The sequence below is a fragment of the Ruegeria sp. R8_1 genome (assembly GCF_017743815.1).
GTDB lineage: Bacteria > Pseudomonadota > Alphaproteobacteria > Rhodobacterales > Rhodobacteraceae > Ruegeria > Ruegeria lacuscaerulensis_A.
Genome location: NZ_JAGHRL010000001.1, coordinates 72,822 through 88,447 on the forward strand (window position 1 = coordinate 72,822; position 15,626 = coordinate 88,447).

Below are 15,626 nucleotides of genomic sequence, written 5' to 3' on the forward strand. Positions count from 1 at the left end.
TTAAAAACATTGCAGATCGTCCGATATTCTGATCGTTTGCACGGTTCTCCTCACCAAGCTTTGTTTGGCCAGTGTCGTTTGATCCACATATGCTCAATGGGCAACCTGCAGGAGCGATGCGATGATCCGACTAGCCCTTTTTCTGATAGTTCTGGCCACAGGTCTGGCCGCTCAAGAGGCGCAAGACGCTCCTGAGTTGGAACCGCCCATGACCTATGAGCGGCTAGGAAAAATTCTGTTCGCTTTGGACCCGGAGGCGCTGCCGCAAGGGCCTGGTTTTCAGCTGACGGTCGGGGATACTCCGGTTCTGGTCATCACGGATGTGAACGCCGATCGGATGCGGGCCATGGTGTCGATTAGCAGCGCGGCTGATCTGTCACCCGCGGACCTGCAGCGCATGATGCAGGCGAATTTCGACAGTACGCTGGATGCGCGTTATGCGATCGCCAACGGTACCTTGTGGGCGGCCTATATTCATCCGTTGTCCACGTTGGAAAAAGACCAGCTGATCTCGGGTCTGGCCCAAACGGTTAACATCGCCAAGACATACGGCACCCTCTATTCAGGCGGTGCTGCAGAATTCGGTGGTGGTGACAGTCAGGGCCTGCAGCGCGAATTGATTGATGAGCTTTTGAAGAAAGGCGAAGAGATTTGAGGCAGGCGCAATTATGCGCGTTCTGATGCTTGTCTGACACGCCGTTTTGGCGCGCTCAACGCCTATGTCATAGGCTCTGGCCCGGTGCGGGAAAACTGTTATAGTTCCCCAAAACAAAAAAGGGGGGAGCAGAATGAACAATCGATTGCGGAAAATCACCATTGTGGGTGGCGGTACAGCCGGGTGGATGACCGCACTTATCCTTGAGATGGTGTTGTCCCGGACATCGGCACCAAAAGATCGGCCGCGGATATGTCTGATCGAAAGCCCGAATATTTCGACTGTGGGTGTGGGCGAAGCAACGGTTCCTCGTATGCCGGTGACGCTCCGGCAGGCTGGAATAGCTGAACGGGATTTCTTTCGCGAAACCAACGCTTCCTTCAAGCTGGGTGTGAAGTTCTGCAACTGGAACAAGGACGCCAAAGGTAACCGTATCGATTACATGAACCCGTTTGCTCATGGCCAAATGCTGGAAGGGCTTGAAGCGGCCGAGTATTATTTGCGATTTGGCAATGGGGATCGGGATTTCACGCAATCGATCGCTCCGCATGACGATTTGGCCCGTCTCTGCAAAGGCGCGCGACCGCTGGGCGCACCGGAATTCGAGCAGCGGTTTGGCTACGCGTATCATCTGGATGCGGTGAAATTCGCAGGGATGCTGACCAGGGTCTGCACCAAGCGCGGTGTCGAGCACATTCAGGACGAGGTCCAGTCGGTTGAATTGGACGAACAAGGCAATGTCAGCCACCTGATGTTAGAGCGTAAAGGTCGCCATGACATCGAGATGGTTGTGGATTGCACCGGTTTCCGTGGGTTGATCATCAATCAGGCTCTGGGTGAGCCGTTCATGGATTACTCGGACTATCTGCCCAATGACCGGGCGATGGCATTGCAGATCGAACATCCTGATCCGGACAAGATCGAGAGTGCTACACGGTCCACGGCCCTGGGGGCCGGTTGGACGTGGCGCGTGCCTTTGTTTAACCGAGTGGGCACCGGCTATGTGTATTCCTCGGCGCATCGAACGGATGATCAGGCGGCGGACGAGTATCTTGAATGGTTGGGCGACAGTGGCAAGGGACTGACGCCGCGCGTTATCCCGATGCGCGTTGGGAGGGTGCGAAACGCCTGGGTAAAGAACTGCGTCGCCATAGGCTTGTCTGGCGGTTTCATCGAACCGTTGGAGAGCACTGCGATCCACATGATCGACCATGCGATCCGCTGGTTTGCCGAACACCTGCCGACGCGTGATATCGAGCCGTCACTGCGCGCGCGCTACAACCGGCAGATGGACAAGCTCTATGATGAGGTGCTTGAATTCATTTGCCTGCATTACCGGCTGGGCAACCGCACGGATGATCAATATTGGATCGACGCACGGACCGAAATGAAAATTCCCGACCGGTTGGCTGAGAACCTTGAGCTTTGGCAGCACCGTTTGCCTATGCAGCACGATGTCGAGTTTGCCACTCTGTTCGACCATCGCGTTTTCCAAACAGTGTTACTAGGCAAACAGGTCTACGACACCGGCTATGGAACTGGTATTCGCGACCGCGTTCGTCCGTTGAAAAAACCGATTTGGTTCCAATGGTGGAAGGGCGCGAAGGTGGATCTGGCTCAGACCCTTAAGTCCATGCCGGATCATAAGACATTGCTACGCGACATTCGCGGTGAGTTGGAAAAACCGGCCTTCGGTAAGCCGGCAAGGCCAACAGTGGCGATGCCAGGGGTTAAACCGGCACCTTTGGCCGTTCAGAACATGCCGAACTTTGCTGAAATTCAAAGCGGCACAAAGGATTTGCAACTTTTTTAGCAGTACCTTGCGCGGTGCAAAAAAATGTTCAGACCAAACTTGGGGGCAGGGCAAAATCCTGCCCCTTTTCTTTGAAAGGAACTCTTGCTGGTTGAATTTTGGTATGTAATAACATCACAAATTTCGATGGGGCCAGCGGTGCATTTTGAAGATGACACACATTTTAAACGCGGGATGGTCAGGCGAAGCGGCCGTAACCTGCGCAGTAATCTGAAACGCCGGCGGCGGTGCACGTGTCCGATGCAGGCATACGACTCATTGCCCTCTGAATTACGCGCTTGGCTGGCAGAAGCGTGCTTGCCCTGGAGCCCTTCCTCGGCCCTGAAAATCTGGAACCGTTCGGGTGGATCGGCAAATGCTGCCGAAGCCCTGTCCCGGCTTGATGCAATCGAGCAGTCTATGTTGAGAAAGGACTCGGTTGTCTGGACCGGCAAAGAATGCGCGTAAGCTGGCAATTACGGGCTTTGCTCTTGCGCATTGCCTGAAATCGGCCTATACGCGCGCTGTCTTAACACGGGCGGTCAACGTCCGGATGACGTATCTGAGCAGGGCCGGGTTACCTCGGCCCTTTGTGTTTGTGTAGTCAGATGCGCACCGGGTCACGCCAAAGGACACCATGAAACAAGACCGGCGGAGACAACCGCTCGGCCAGAAAAAACACTTGTAAAGGAAAACACTGCCACATGGCTGATACATCCATGGAGGAATTCGAAGCCCTCCTGAACGAAAGCTTCGAAATGGACACGCCCGAAGAGGGTTCTGTTGTCAAAGGTAAGGTTCTGGCGATCGAAGCAGGCCAAGCCATCATCGACGTAGGCTACAAAATGGAAGGCCGCGTTGATCTGAAAGAATTCGCAAATCCCGGCGAAGCTCCTGAAATCGCTGTTGGTGACGAGGTCGAAGTTTACCTGCGCGCCGCAGAAAACGCCCGTGGCGAAGCCGTCATCTCGCGCGAGATGGCCCGCCGTGAAGAGGCATGGGACCGTCTGGAAAAAGCATATGCCGACGACCAGCGCGTCGAAGGTGCAATCTTTGGTCGCGTCAAAGGTGGCTTCACCGTCGATCTGGGTGGCGCAGTTGCGTTCCTGCCCGGCTCGCAGGTTGATGTGCGCCCCGTGCGCGACGCTGGCCCGCTGATGGGTCTGAAGCAGCCGTTCCAGATTCTGAAAATGGACCGCCGCCGTGGCAACATCGTTGTCTCGCGTCGCGCAATCCTGGAAGAATCGCGTGCCGAACAGCGTGCCGAAGTCATCGGCAACCTGTCCGAAGGTCAGACCGTCGAGGGTGTTGTCAAGAACATCACCGAATACGGTGCATTTGTTGACCTGGGCGGCGTTGACGGCCTGCTGCACGTCACCGACATGGCATGGCGCCGTGTGAACCACCCGTCCGAGATCCTGACGATCGGCGAAACCATCAAGGTTCAGGTCATCAAGATCAACAAAGAGACCCACCGCATCAGCCTGGGCATGAAGCAGCTGCAGGAAGATCCGTGGGATCTGGTTGCTGCGAAATACCCGCTGGGCTCGGTCCATCAGGGTCGCGTCACCAACATCACCGACTACGGCGCGTTCGTCGAGCTGGAAGCCGGTGTCGAAGGTCTGGTGCACGTGTCCGAGATGTCCTGGACCAAGAAAAACGTCCACCCCGGCAAGATCGTTTCGACCAGCCAGGAAGTCGACGTCATGGTTCTGGAAATCGACGGCGCCAAGCGTCGCGTGTCGCTGGGCCTGAAGCAGACTCAGCGCAACCCATGGGAAGTGTTTGCAGAAACGCACCCCGAGGGCACCGAGGTCGAAGGCGAAGTCAAGAACATCACCGAATTCGGTCTGTTCATTGGCCTCGAAGGCGACATCGACGGCATGGTTCACCTGTCGGACCTGTCCTGGGACGAGCGTGGCGAGGATGCGATCCAGAACTACCGCAAAGGCGACATGGTTTCGGCCGTTGTCTCTGAAGTGGACGTCGAGAAAGAGCGTATCTCGCTGTCGATCAAAGCCCTGGGCGGTGACAAGTTCGCCGAAGCCGTGGGCGGCGTGAAGCGTGGTTCGGTCATCACCGTAGAGGTCACCGCGATCGAAGATGGCGGTATCGAGGTGGAATACGAAGGCATGAAGTCCTTCATCCGCCGTTCGGACCTTTCGCGTGACCGTGCCGAGCAGCGCCCCGAGCGGTTCAACGCTGGCGACAAGGTCGACGTCCGCGTCACCAACGTCGACAGCAAGACCCGTCGTCTGGGCCTGTCGATCAAAGCGCGCGAGATCGCCGAAGAGAAAGAGGCCGTGGAACAGTACGGTTCCTCCGACTCGGGCGCATCGCTGGGCGATATCCTGGGTGCAGCGCTGAAGTCGGGCGACTAAACCCGGACCTAAGTCCAAACAATTTTACGGCCCCGTACATGAGTGCGGGGCCGTTTTTGTTGCGAATCAATATGTTCTGAATTTTGAGCTATATTCACCAACTGTTCATGCTTTAGGGGGTCAATTCCCGTGAACGGGCAAAAAATCGCGTGAGTTTGAGGCAGAATCAAGGCCTAGCAGACAGAGTCAACGTTCCCCCGAACTAAGTTTTTTCCTATACTGTTCAGAATAATAGACATGGTAATCCGGTCGCCTGGGAGGGTAACGCACATGATCCGTTCAGAATTGATTCAGAAAATCGCCGACGAGAACCCGCATCTTTACCAACGCGATGTCGAGCGGATCGTGAATACTGTGTTCGAAGAAGTGACCGATGCCATGGCCCGTGGTGATCGGGTTGAACTGCGTGGCTTTGGTGCATTTTCGGTTAAACAGCGCGACGCTCGGGTGGGCCGAAACCCCCGTACCGGCGAGACCGTTCAGGTCGAAGAAAAAAGTGTTCCGTTTTTTAAGACTGGCAAGTTGCTAAGGGACCGTTTGAACGGTAAAGCCTAAGGCATGATGCGCTACGTTAGATATGCTTTTTTGGCGATCCTCGCGATCGTTCTGATCTCGGTTTCGCTGGCCAACCGCGAAGCCGTTGAGCTGACACTGATGCCTCAGGCGATTGCCGATTTGCTAGGGTTCAATTTCAGCACCTCTCTGCCACTTTTCCTTGTGGTTCTGGGCAGCGTTGTTGCGGGCTTGATTATCGGATTTCTCTGGGAATGGCTGCGTGAGCACAAGCATCGTGCAGATGCGTCGGCCAAAACCGGTGAAGTTCGCAAACTTGAACGCGAAGTCAAAAAACTCAAGAAAAAGCAGAACGAAGGCAAGGATGAGGTCCTCGCCATTCTGGACGAGGCCAGCTAGGCTAACATGTCCGATGTAGCGGTCAAAATTTGCGGCCTGACCGCCGCTGACCACGTGCGCGCCGCTGCGGACGCAGGCGCGCGGTATCTGGGGTTCAACTTCTTTCCGAAATCACCGCGCTATGTCTCGCCGGAGCAAGCCGCCCAACTAACGGATCACGTCCCTGTCGGTGTGGCAAAAGTGGCCTTGGTGGTGAACGCATCTGATACGTTGCTGGACAGCATTACCGCAGCTGCCCCGTTCGACATGATACAGCTACACGGGTCGGAAAGCGTAGAACGTGTGCAGGAAGTCAAAGCGCGGTACGGTCTGCCCGTCATCAAGGTGGTTGGCGTGGCTGATGCCAAAGACCTGCAAGCCATATACACCTACAGCGATGTTGCCGACCAGTTGTTGGTGGATGCCAAGGCCCCCAAAAACGCGGTGTTGCCGGGTGGAAACGGGTTGGCCTTTGATTGGCGTTTGCTGGCCGGGCGCAAGTATTGGCGCAAGCCGTGGATGCTGGCCGGTGGCTTGAACCCCGATAACGTGGCCGAAGCGATCCGGATGACCGGTGCGCGTCAGGTTGACGTTGCTTCGGGTGTGGAAAGCGCGCCGGGTATCAAGGATGCCGATCTGATGCGGGCCTTTATCGCTGCGGCAAACGCGACCGGTTGACGCGTCTGGCAAAGCATCGGGCGAGTGCGTTTTGCCATGGCAAATCCCGCCGCTACCTCCTATGAACGACAGGTAAGATGACGGAGACAGCCATGGCCAACGATCTTTTCAATTCCTTCATGTCCGGCCCCGATGAGCAGGGCCGTTTTGGCATCTTCGGCGGGCGGTTTGTCAGCGAAACGCTGATGCCTCTGATCCTGTCGCTGGAAGAGGAATACGAGAAGGCCAAAGACGATCCGACTTTCTGGGCTGAGATGGATGATCTGTGGGCGAACTATGTGGGCCGCCCCTCGCCGCTGTATTATGCGGAACGCCTGACCGAACATCTGGGCGGCGCGAAGATTTACCTCAAGCGTGATGAGCTGAACCACACCGGCGCGCACAAGATCAACAACGTGCTGGGGCAGATCATTCTGGCGCGCCGTATGGGCAAGACCCGGATCATCGCCGAGACCGGCGCAGGGCAGCACGGCGTGGCCACCGCCACCGTCTGCGCCAAATTCGGCCTGAAATGCATCGTCTATATGGGCGCCCATGATGTGCAGCGCCAGGCCCCCAACGTGTTCCGTATGCGCCTGCTGGGGGCCGAGGTGATTCCGGTCACGTCCGGCCGAGGCACGCTAAAAGACGCGATGAATGACGCGCTGCGCGACTGGGTGACCAATGTGCGCGACACGTTCTATTGCATCGGCACCGTGGCCGGGCCGCACCCGTACCCGGCGATGGTCCGCGATTTCCAGTCGATCATCGGCAAGGAAGCGAAAGAGCAGATGCAAAAGGCCGAAGGCCGTCTGCCCGACACGATCATTGCCGCCATCGGTGGTGGTTCAAACGCGATGGGCCTGTTCTATCCGTTCCTCGACGACAAATCGGTGAATATCATCGGTGTCGAGGCCGGTGGCAAAGGTGTGAACGAGAAGATGGAGCATTGCGCATCATTGACCGGCGGGCGACCCGGCGTGTTGCACGGCAACCGCACCTACCTGCTGCAGGATGATGATGGGCAGATTCTTGAGGGCTACTCGATCTCTGCCGGTCTGGACTATCCGGGCATCGGGCCCGAGCATTCCTGGCTGCACGACATCGGCCGCGCGCAATATGTGTCGATCACCGACAAAGAGGCGCTGGAGGCGTTCCAGCTGTGCTGCGCCACCGAAGGCATCATCCCCGCGCTGGAGCCCAGCCACGCACTGGCTCATGTTATGAAAATTGCGCCCGAACTTCCCAAAGATCATCTGATCTGTATGAACATGTGTGGGCGGGGCGATAAGGACGTGCAGACCGTAGCCAAGTATCTGAACTTTGACATGTCGGATACAGAAGGCCGCAGCGCCGACTAAACCCGATTGCAAAAACCACAAAAGGCGCGCCTGCCTGAGCGCGCCTTTTTTTGTCCGACCACCTGCTTAATCTGCGTTGGAATGCTCGGTCAGAATCGTCAGAGAGACGATGTCCAAAGCGCGCTGATGGGTTGCTTCAAGGTTCACTTTGGGCGCACACCCTTCGTCATGGGCCTGTAGAAAACGGCTGGCGCAAAGGCACCAACTGTCTCCGGGGTTGAGACCGGGAAAGTTGAACTCGGGGCGCGGTGTGCTGAGGTCGTTGCCGACATACTTGGAAAAAGCCAGAAACTCGGCCGTCATCACGGCGCAGACTGTATGGCTGCCCTGATCTTCGGGGCACGTATTGCAGGCCCCGTCACGAAAGAACCCGGTCAGAGGGTCTTGGGAGCAGGGGGCCAGAACGCCTCCCAGCACGTTGATGCTGTCCTGTTTTTGCATGGCGACACCCTACAGGCTTTGCGCAATACTGCGAAACATTTCGACATTGGCTTCGTTTACGCCATCGTCGCGGAACTTGCGATCCGCGCCGGTCGTCACGATCAAAACGCCGCGGGGTTGGTCGAAATAGATGTACTGACCATAAACGCCCCGTGCGAGAAACTCGCCTTCATGCGCACCTACCGGAATCCACCATTGGTAGCCATAACCGATCTTCCCGGCCTCGGTCGGAGCGCTGGGCAGGACGGATTCGGCGACCCAATCAGCGGGTACGAGTTGCTGACCGTTGTGCTGCCCATTCTGCAGGATCATTTGACCGAACCGCGCAAAATCCCGAGTTGTGAAGTTCAAGCCACCCAGAACAAAGGCAACCCCGGCACCGTCGGTCACGCAATAGCCGTCGTATTCCAGACCCAGCGGCTGAATGATCTTTTCGGTCAGCAAGTCAGTGACGCTGCGCCCGGTTGCGCCTCGGATCACCATTCCAATCACATGGGTGTCGATCGAGACATACTGCCAGGTCTCACCCGGTTCTGTGAAATTGTCCTGCAGCGAGGCTGTAAAGTCGTCGAGCTTTCCACCCAACGCCACGACACGCCCCATACGGTTGATGTCTGACTTTGGGTCAAAATAATCCTCGTTGAATGTGACGCCGCTGGCCATATTCAACACATTGCGCAGGGTCGCACCGTCATAGGCCGTACCCTTCAGTTGCGGGGCGTATTGAACCACCTGATCATCTAACGAGGTGATCGCGCCTTCCTCCAGCAGGATACCGAACAGAGCCGAAAGGTAGCTTTTGGCGACCGACCAGGAAATCCGGCGGTCTTCCGGCGTCGTGCCCAGGTAATACTCCTCGAACCGGATCTGACCATCCTGCATCACAAGAAGAGATGTCACAGCCCGGTCTTCGACCCACTGATCGGTGCCTTCGGGTAGATCAAAGCCAGTGCCATAAGGCAGGTCCCAGGTGGGGCCGTCACCGCGCGGCAGGTCGACCGTCAGGAACGCCTGATCCATATGCGAGAAGTTATGGACAATCTTGTCTTCGCTAAATAGCGAATTCACAGCCATAAGTCGCTGAATTTCTTCGCGTTTCCAGAATCCAACAACCACGGCGGCCAGTACCAGCATCAATGTGATGCGCAGCACCCACTTCAACAGCGTTCTCATATGTCTCCTCCCATATGCGTGCTGTATTGGACCGCGCCCCGATGCGATCTGCAATCAGGACGTTACGGCAAGACCTATGAGTCTATTTGAACTTATCCAGCAGTTTTTGCATGGCCGATCGGTCATCGACCTCGGGCTCAGGCGCGGGTTTTGGTGCCGATTGGGACGGTTGAGGCGTTTTTGACGATCTCGGTGGCGCAGTCCGTAGAGCAACCGCATTCATGAACTTGCCGCTTTCTCCATCAGCAAGATGCGCGGCCCCATCTGAGACGCCGCGCAGCACGTCCTCCAGCCAGTCCGAGTCAGCCTTGGCAAAGTCGCCCAGAACGTAAGGAGAGACCATCTCCTTGCGTCCCGGATGCCCGATCCCTAGTCGCACACGATCATAGGCAGGGCTGATATGTTCGTGGATGGATCGCAGCCCATTGTGACCGGCGTGACCGCCGCCCGCCTTGACCCGGACCTTACCAGTAGCGAGGTCAAGCTCATCATGAAAGACGGTCACATCGGTTGAGTCCAACTTATAGAACCGCATCGCTTCGCCAACAGATTGACCCGAGCGATTCATGAAAGTCTGCGGCTTGATCAACAGCACTTTTTCGCGACCCAAACGCCCTTCGGCGATCTCGGCCTGAAACTTGGACTTCCAAGGGCCAAAGCTGTGATCTTGGGCGATCCTGTCGACAGCCATAAAGCCGATATTATGGCGGTTGCGGGCATATTTCGCCCCCGGATTCCCCAAACCGACGAACAGCTTCATGATCTTGTCCCCGTTGCTTTGCACAAGGTTGATGGCACGGATCGCGACCGGTTTTCCACCCCAACCCTGCAAAAGAAAACGGGGCCCGTCCGGACCCCGTTTCCAATCCAGTCACTCAAGCGTCTGGACTTATTCTTCTTCCTGACCGACGACTTCAACCTCGTCTGCGGCCACTTCTTCACCTTCTTCGTCGTCGCTGGTCGACAGACCGGTCGGTGCCGAGATGTTCGCGATCACGAAGTCACGGTCGATGGTGGGCTTGGTGCCCGCAGGCAGATCCACGGCCGAGATGGTGACAACGTCGTTGATGTTCAGACCGGTCAGATCAATTGTGATCTTCTCGGGGATGTCACCGGCGGTGCAGACCAGCTCAACCTCGGGGCGGACAACAGTCAGAACGCCACCCTTTTTGATTCCGGGGGCTTCTTCTTCGTTGACGAACTCAACGGGGATGAACAACGCAATCTTGGTGGTCCGACGCAGGCGCATCAGGTCTAGGTGGGTTGGCAGGTCTTTGACAACGTCACGCTGAACGTCGCGGCAGATGACGCGGACGTCTTCGTGGCCTTCAATCTTCAGGTTCCACAGAGTGGACTTGAACCGGCCAGCTTTCAGGCGCTTGAACAGTTCGTTGAACGGGATCTTGATCGCCAGCGGGTCTTTGTCGCCACCGAATACAACGCCCGGAACCATGCCTTCGCGGCGGGTCTGACGAGCGGCGCCCTTGCCTGTCCCCGTCCGTTCCAGAGCTACGAGATCAGGAATCTCTCCAGCCATGATAATTCTCCAAATGTTAGGGCGGGCATCCTCCAAGGCTGTATGCCCGCGTGAAGCCGCGTCCTTAGCTTGATTCATTCGCTTTGGAAAGGGGTTTTTACAGGTTCAACCATTTGCGAGGCTCTGCCTCGCGCTCCGGGATATTTTTGGACAGATGAAGTGCAGATCCCCTGCTTCATCTGTCCAAAAATATCCCGGGGGAGTCGCCCGGAACGGGCGGCGGGGGCAGCGCCCCCTGACCCACTTATCACTTGCGCCAACGTCCGCTGAAATCTTCGGGCACCAATAGATTGTGCCGGCCCAGGTCGGTGACTTTTCTTTCACCACAAAGCGCCATGGTTGTGTCGAGTTCCTTTTGGATGACGTCCAGCGCGGTGGTCACACCTTTTTGTCCCATCGCCCCCAGACCATAGACAAACGCACGGCCGATATAGGTGCCTTGCGCACCTAGGGCCACGGCTTTCAAAACGTCCTGACCGGACCGGATGCCGCTGTCCAGATGGACCTCAATATCGCCTCCGACCGCGTCCATGATCTCGGGCAAAACTCGGATCGAGCTGAGGGCGCCGTCCAGTTGCCGTCCACCGTGATTGGATACCACGATGGCATCAGCCCCAAGTTTGGCCGCCATTCGGGCGTCGTCTGCATCCAGAACACCCTTGAGGATCACTTTGCCGCCCCATTGTTCCATCAGTTTTTCGACTTTTTTCCAGTCGAGGCTGGGGTCGAATTGTTCAGCCGTCCACGCGCCCAGCGACGACGCGTCCGAGATACCGTCCACATGGCCAACGATATTGCCGAATTCCCGCCGTTTGGCGCGGAGCATCTCGATCCCCCAGGACCACTTAGTCATCAGATCAGCGATGGTCTTGGCGGTCAGTTTGGGCGGCGCGGACAGACCGTTTTTCAGGTCCTTGTGGCGCTGCCCCAGAATCTGCAGGTCCAGCGTGATGACCAAAGCGGAACACTTGGCGTCTTTGGCCCGTTGGATCAGTCGGCTGACGTAATCCTGATCCTTCATGGTGTAAAGCTGGAACCAGAATGGTGACGAAGTGTGTTCGGCCACATCCTCGATCGAGTTAATGGACATGGTGGACAGAGTGAAAGGCACTCCGAAATCTTCGGCGGCTTTGGCGGCCTTCATCTCTCCGTCTGCGTGTTGCATGCCGGTCAGGCCAACCGGAGCCAGCGCGACGGGCATTGTCACATCCTGCCCGATCATTTTGGACGCAGTTGACCGCCCAGACATGTCAACAGCCACCCGTTGGCGTAGCCGAATATCTTCGAAATCCGAGCTGTTGTCGCGAAAGGTCTGTTCGGTCCAGCTTCCGCTTTCTGCGTAGTCATAGAACATGCGCGGGACACGCCGTTCATAGATGCGTTTGAGATCTTCAATATTCGTGATGACGGGCATGAGGGCAGCTTTCGAAGGATTGGTATAAATTGTTTACCAATACCTGACCCGCGTCGCAACGCTGCATTTGGTGCTGGTAGGTGACTGGATTGGTCAAAGAAAAACCGCAGCGGCACAGGCCAACTGCGGCTCCAAAGCGATTAAGTGGTCGTGAGCGGTCTCAGGCGGAATGTGCCCCATCTGAGAGCGTCTTGACGAAGTCGAGCACCTCGGCGACAGGCTGGCCCTTTGCGATCTGACTGACGATAGCCGAGCCGACCACTGCGCCGTCTGCCACGCTGGCGATGGCCTTCGATTTTTCGGGTGTATTGATCCCAAACCCAACGATGACCGGCAGGTCGGTGGCGGCCTTGATGCGGGCGACTTCGGGGCCGACATTGGTGGCTTGCGCCTCGGCCGCGCCGGTAATTCCGGTAATCGAGACGTAGTAGACAAAGCCCGAGGTGTTCTGCAGAACACGGGGCAGGCGTTTGTCATCGGTCGTCGGGGTGGCCAATCGGATGAAGTTCAATCCGGCGGCTTGCGCGGGCAGGCACAGCTCGTCATCTTCTTCTGGCGGCAGGTCGACAACGATCAAGCCATCAATGCCTGCGGACTTTGCGTCTTTTAAGAAGCTGTCGACGCCGCGGCTGTAAATCGGATTGTAGTATCCCATCAGAACGATCGGGGTCGTGTCGTCGGTTTCGCGAAAGCTACGGGCCAAATCCAGCGTGCGCTGCAAGGTCATACCGCCATCCAACGCGCGTTGTCCGGCGGTCTGAATGGTTGGCCCGTCGGCCATGGGGTCGGTAAAGGGCAAGCCAAGCTCGATCACGTCGACGCCCGCTGCCGGAAGGCCCTTGACGATCTCAAGCGAGGTGTCGAAATCTGGATCTCCGGCCATGATATAGGCAACGAATGCCTTTTTACCTTCGGCCTTGAGGGCGGCGAACTTGGCGTCGATACGGGTCATCTGCAGTCCTTGCATTCAGGTTTGATCCTGATGTGCAGAAACTTTAGCCGGAAATCAATCCCGCCTGACCAGATTGGCCTAGAACCCTAGGTGATAGCGTAAGAACAATGCATTCACGCCGGGGTTAAAGCTTTCGGTACTGGCGTTCGATTTATGCGTGACTGCCAGCGAAATGGCGTTGCCGCTGTCCAAGGTATAGCCAAGACCCAAAAGGCTGCGAATCTGAAAGTTGCCACCCAAGTCATTGTCGCCGTTTGAGGCGTTAAAGTAACCGGGCATCACACTCAACTCAGCGAACCAGCGATCCGAAAAGGAATAGATGCCCACCAAACCTGCGCCAACATGCGTGTCTCCGTCGGTGTCGACGGTCAGGGCCGCACCCAGACCAGCGCTGAAGCGGGTTGCCTCGTGAAACGGGCGATGCTGGTATTCCAGTGAAAACACGCCTTGATCGTTGCCGTTGCCATTAGAAAAATCCGCGTAGCCTGCGCCAAATATGACAGATTGGGCCTGTGCAGAGGTAGCAGCCATGAGCAATGCGACGGAAGTAAGTAGCGCTTTCATAGGATTTCTTCGTCAAAAGTTAGCGATAAGAGCAATTTGGGTACCATCGCTCAGGCAGTTCAACTCACGCAAGCACAAACTGGGTAACAGGTCCGTGACGTTGTCAATCGGTGTCAGGCGGGTTGTGAGCGCGGGTTGCGCATTTTCCACAACCTGCATAGAAGACGCCGTCACATCGCTTCAGGAGGCCGAGATGGGCTTTAAAATGGGAATCGTGGGTCTGCCGAATGTGGGTAAATCGACCCTGTTCAACGCTCTGACCAAAACTGCGGCCGCACAGGCGGCAAATTTCCCGTTCTGCACCATTGAACCCAACGTGGGTGACGTCGCTGTGCCTGATGACCGTCTGGACAAGCTGGCGGCGATTGCGACCTCAAAGCAGATCATCCCGACGCGCATGACCTTTGTGGATATTGCCGGTCTGGTGAAGGGGGCGTCAAAAGGCGAAGGACTGGGCAACCAGTTTCTGGCCAACATCCGTGAAACCGACGCGATTGCCCATGTGCTGCGCTGTTTCGAAGACGGTGATGTGACCCATGTGGATGGCCGCGTTGACCCGGTGGCCGACGCCGACACGATCGAAACCGAGCTGATGCTGGCCGATCTGGAAAGTATCGAAAAACGCCGCGCCAATCTGGTGCGCAAGCTGAAGGGCAATGACAAAGAGGCAGTGCAGCAGGATCGCCTGCTGGCCGAGGCGCAGGAGATGCTGGAAAATGGCAAGCCCGCACGTCTGGTCGAGGTCTCGGAAGAAGACGCCAAAGCGTGGAAGATGCTGCAACTGTTGACCACCAAACCGGTGCTCTACGTCTGCAACGTGTCCGAGGAAGAAGCCGCCGAGGGCAATGAGTATTCCGCCAAGGTCGCTGAAATGGCCGCCGCGCAAGGCAATTCCCACGTCATCATCAGCGCCAAGATCGAAGAAGAGATCAGCCTGCTGGAGGACGACGAGGCCGAGATGTTCCTGACCGAGATGGGTCTGGAAGAACCCGGCCTCGACCGTCTGATCCGCGCCGGGTACGACCTGCTGAAGCTGGAAACCTATTTCACCGTCGGCCCGAAAGAGGCCCGCGCCTGGACCATCCGCACCGGCACCGCCGCGCCGCAAGCCGCTGGCGTGATCCATGGCGATTTCGAAAAGGGTTTCATCCGCGCCGAGACCATCGCCTATGACGACTATATCGCCGCCAATGGCGAGCAGGGCGCGAAAGAGGCGGGCAAGATGCGGGCTGAGGGCAAGGGCTACATCGTCAAGGACGGCGATGTGATGCACTTCCTGTTCAATACGTGATTGGGTTTTGACACTTCGCGCAGCAGAACAGTCGGATGCCTCCAGCATAGCGGCGATTTCCATTGAAGTGTGGGTGGGCACTTACCTCAAACGCGGCGTCAATAGCTTCTTTGCAGACTACGCTCTGTCAGAGTTCACGCAAGCTAAGATCAGCGACCAGATTTCCAACCCGGAAGACTTCTTCTTAGTGTCGGAAAACCAGGAGGGGATAGACGGGTTCATTCGCGTCTCTTCGTCGCGAGAAGCCCCGGTGGAAGGCTGGTATGGCATGGAGATTTCCACGTTCTACGTTCGGCCGCGCCATCATGGCAAAGGGAAAGGCAAGCGGCTGTTGGCGGCCGCGTTGAAGCATTGCAAGGATCAACAGGAAGGGGTGGTTTGGCTGACGACCAACGCTGAAAACACCCCGGCCATTGCGTTCTCCCTTGCGCGAGGCTTCGAATGGATTGGTGAGACCCAGTTTCAGATCGAAGATCAAGGGTATCTGAAGAACGTCTATGCGCTGCGCCTGAACTGA

Annotated in this window: 17 protein-coding genes; 10 read left to right on the top strand and 7 right to left on the bottom strand. The window is 56.9% G+C overall.

The features are described 5' to 3' along the window. The first annotated feature begins 121 nt into the window (after positions 1-121). From J7380_RS00370 to trpB, 8 genes are all read left to right on the top strand, one after another. Entirely contained in the window at positions 122-655 is a 534-nt protein-coding gene (locus tag J7380_RS00370) for a hypothetical protein (RefSeq protein WP_170354858.1), read from the top strand. Positions 656-788: 133 nt separating this feature from the next. After that, complete coding sequence (locus J7380_RS00375) at positions 789-2,468, top strand: tryptophan halogenase family protein (RefSeq protein WP_209193989.1); 1,680 nt, start codon at positions 789-791, stop codon at positions 2,466-2,468. Positions 2,469-2,642: 174 nt separating this feature from the next. After that, positions 2,643-2,915 carry a DUF6525 family protein gene (locus tag J7380_RS00380; RefSeq protein ID WP_280635724.1) on the top strand — a complete coding sequence of 91 codons (273 nt, stop codon included), beginning with the start codon at positions 2,643-2,645 and terminating at the stop codon, positions 2,913-2,915. Positions 2,916-3,151: 236 nt separating this feature from the next. After that, on the top strand, positions 3,152-4,828 hold the full coding sequence (rpsA, locus tag J7380_RS00385) for a 30S ribosomal protein S1 (RefSeq protein WP_209193991.1): 1,677 nt from the start codon (positions 3,152-3,154) through the stop codon (positions 4,826-4,828). Between the two features lie 270 nt (positions 4,829-5,098). Further along, positions 5,099-5,383: an integration host factor subunit beta gene (gene ihfB, locus J7380_RS00390; protein WP_170354862.1), complete on the top strand. Its 285-nt coding sequence runs from the start codon at positions 5,099-5,101 to the stop codon at positions 5,381-5,383. Positions 5,384-5,389: 6 nt separating this feature from the next. Next, entirely contained in the window at positions 5,390-5,740 is a 351-nt protein-coding gene (locus tag J7380_RS00395; RefSeq protein WP_209194598.1) for a LapA family protein, read from the top strand. Between the two features lie 6 nt (positions 5,741-5,746). Next, complete coding sequence (locus J7380_RS00400; RefSeq protein ID WP_209193992.1) at positions 5,747-6,397, top strand: phosphoribosylanthranilate isomerase; 651 nt, start codon at positions 5,747-5,749, stop codon at positions 6,395-6,397. Between the two features lie 92 nt (positions 6,398-6,489). Then, positions 6,490-7,737: a tryptophan synthase subunit beta gene (trpB, locus tag J7380_RS00405; RefSeq protein ID WP_170753652.1), complete on the top strand. Its 1,248-nt coding sequence runs from the start codon at positions 6,490-6,492 to the stop codon at positions 7,735-7,737. 66 nt (positions 7,738-7,803) lie between these two features. On the opposite strand, the gene J7380_RS00410 is transcribed toward trpB, so the two are convergent. The 7 genes from J7380_RS00410 to J7380_RS00440 form a co-directional block, all read right to left on the bottom strand. After that, a complete protein-coding gene (locus tag J7380_RS00410; RefSeq protein WP_209193993.1) occupies positions 7,804-8,178 on the bottom strand; it encodes a DUF2237 domain-containing protein in 375 nt (124 codons plus the stop codon). A 9-nt stretch (positions 8,179-8,187) separates the two neighbouring features. Then, positions 8,188-9,351: a serine hydrolase gene (locus J7380_RS00415; protein ID WP_209193994.1), complete on the bottom strand. Its 1,164-nt coding sequence runs from the start codon at positions 9,349-9,351 to the stop codon at positions 8,188-8,190. Between the two features lie 82 nt (positions 9,352-9,433). After that, positions 9,434-10,111: an aminoacyl-tRNA hydrolase gene (gene pth, locus J7380_RS00420; protein WP_209193995.1), complete on the bottom strand. Its 678-nt coding sequence runs from the start codon at positions 10,109-10,111 to the stop codon at positions 9,434-9,436. A gap of 129 nt (positions 10,112-10,240) precedes the next feature. Next, on the bottom strand, positions 10,241-10,888 hold the full coding sequence (locus J7380_RS00425; protein WP_209193996.1) for a 50S ribosomal protein L25/general stress protein Ctc: 648 nt from the start codon (positions 10,886-10,888) through the stop codon (positions 10,241-10,243). Positions 10,889-11,135: 247 nt separating this feature from the next. Continuing rightward, positions 11,136-12,302, bottom strand: coding sequence for an alpha-hydroxy acid oxidase (locus tag J7380_RS00430; RefSeq protein WP_209193997.1), 1,167 nt, complete (start codon positions 12,300-12,302; stop codon positions 11,136-11,138). Between the two features lie 160 nt (positions 12,303-12,462). Beyond that, the gene (trpA, locus tag J7380_RS00435; protein WP_209194599.1) at positions 12,463-13,254 is read right to left on the bottom strand and encodes a tryptophan synthase subunit alpha; all 792 of its coding nucleotides are present in this window, start codon (positions 13,252-13,254) and stop codon (positions 12,463-12,465) included. 78 nt (positions 13,255-13,332) lie between these two features. Beyond that, positions 13,333-13,818 carry an acyloxyacyl hydrolase gene (locus tag J7380_RS00440; protein ID WP_209193998.1) on the bottom strand — a complete coding sequence of 162 codons (486 nt, stop codon included), beginning with the start codon at positions 13,816-13,818 and terminating at the stop codon, positions 13,333-13,335. Between the two features lie 193 nt (positions 13,819-14,011). Here J7380_RS00440 and ychF point away from each other — a divergent pair, with 193 nt between their 5' ends. Further along, positions 14,012-15,109: a redox-regulated ATPase YchF gene (gene ychF, locus J7380_RS00445; RefSeq protein WP_209193999.1), complete on the top strand. Its 1,098-nt coding sequence runs from the start codon at positions 14,012-14,014 to the stop codon at positions 15,107-15,109. A gap of 7 nt (positions 15,110-15,116) precedes the next feature. Continuing rightward, on the top strand, positions 15,117-15,626 hold the full coding sequence (locus J7380_RS00450; RefSeq protein ID WP_209194000.1) for an N-acetyltransferase: 510 nt from the start codon (positions 15,117-15,119) through the stop codon (positions 15,624-15,626).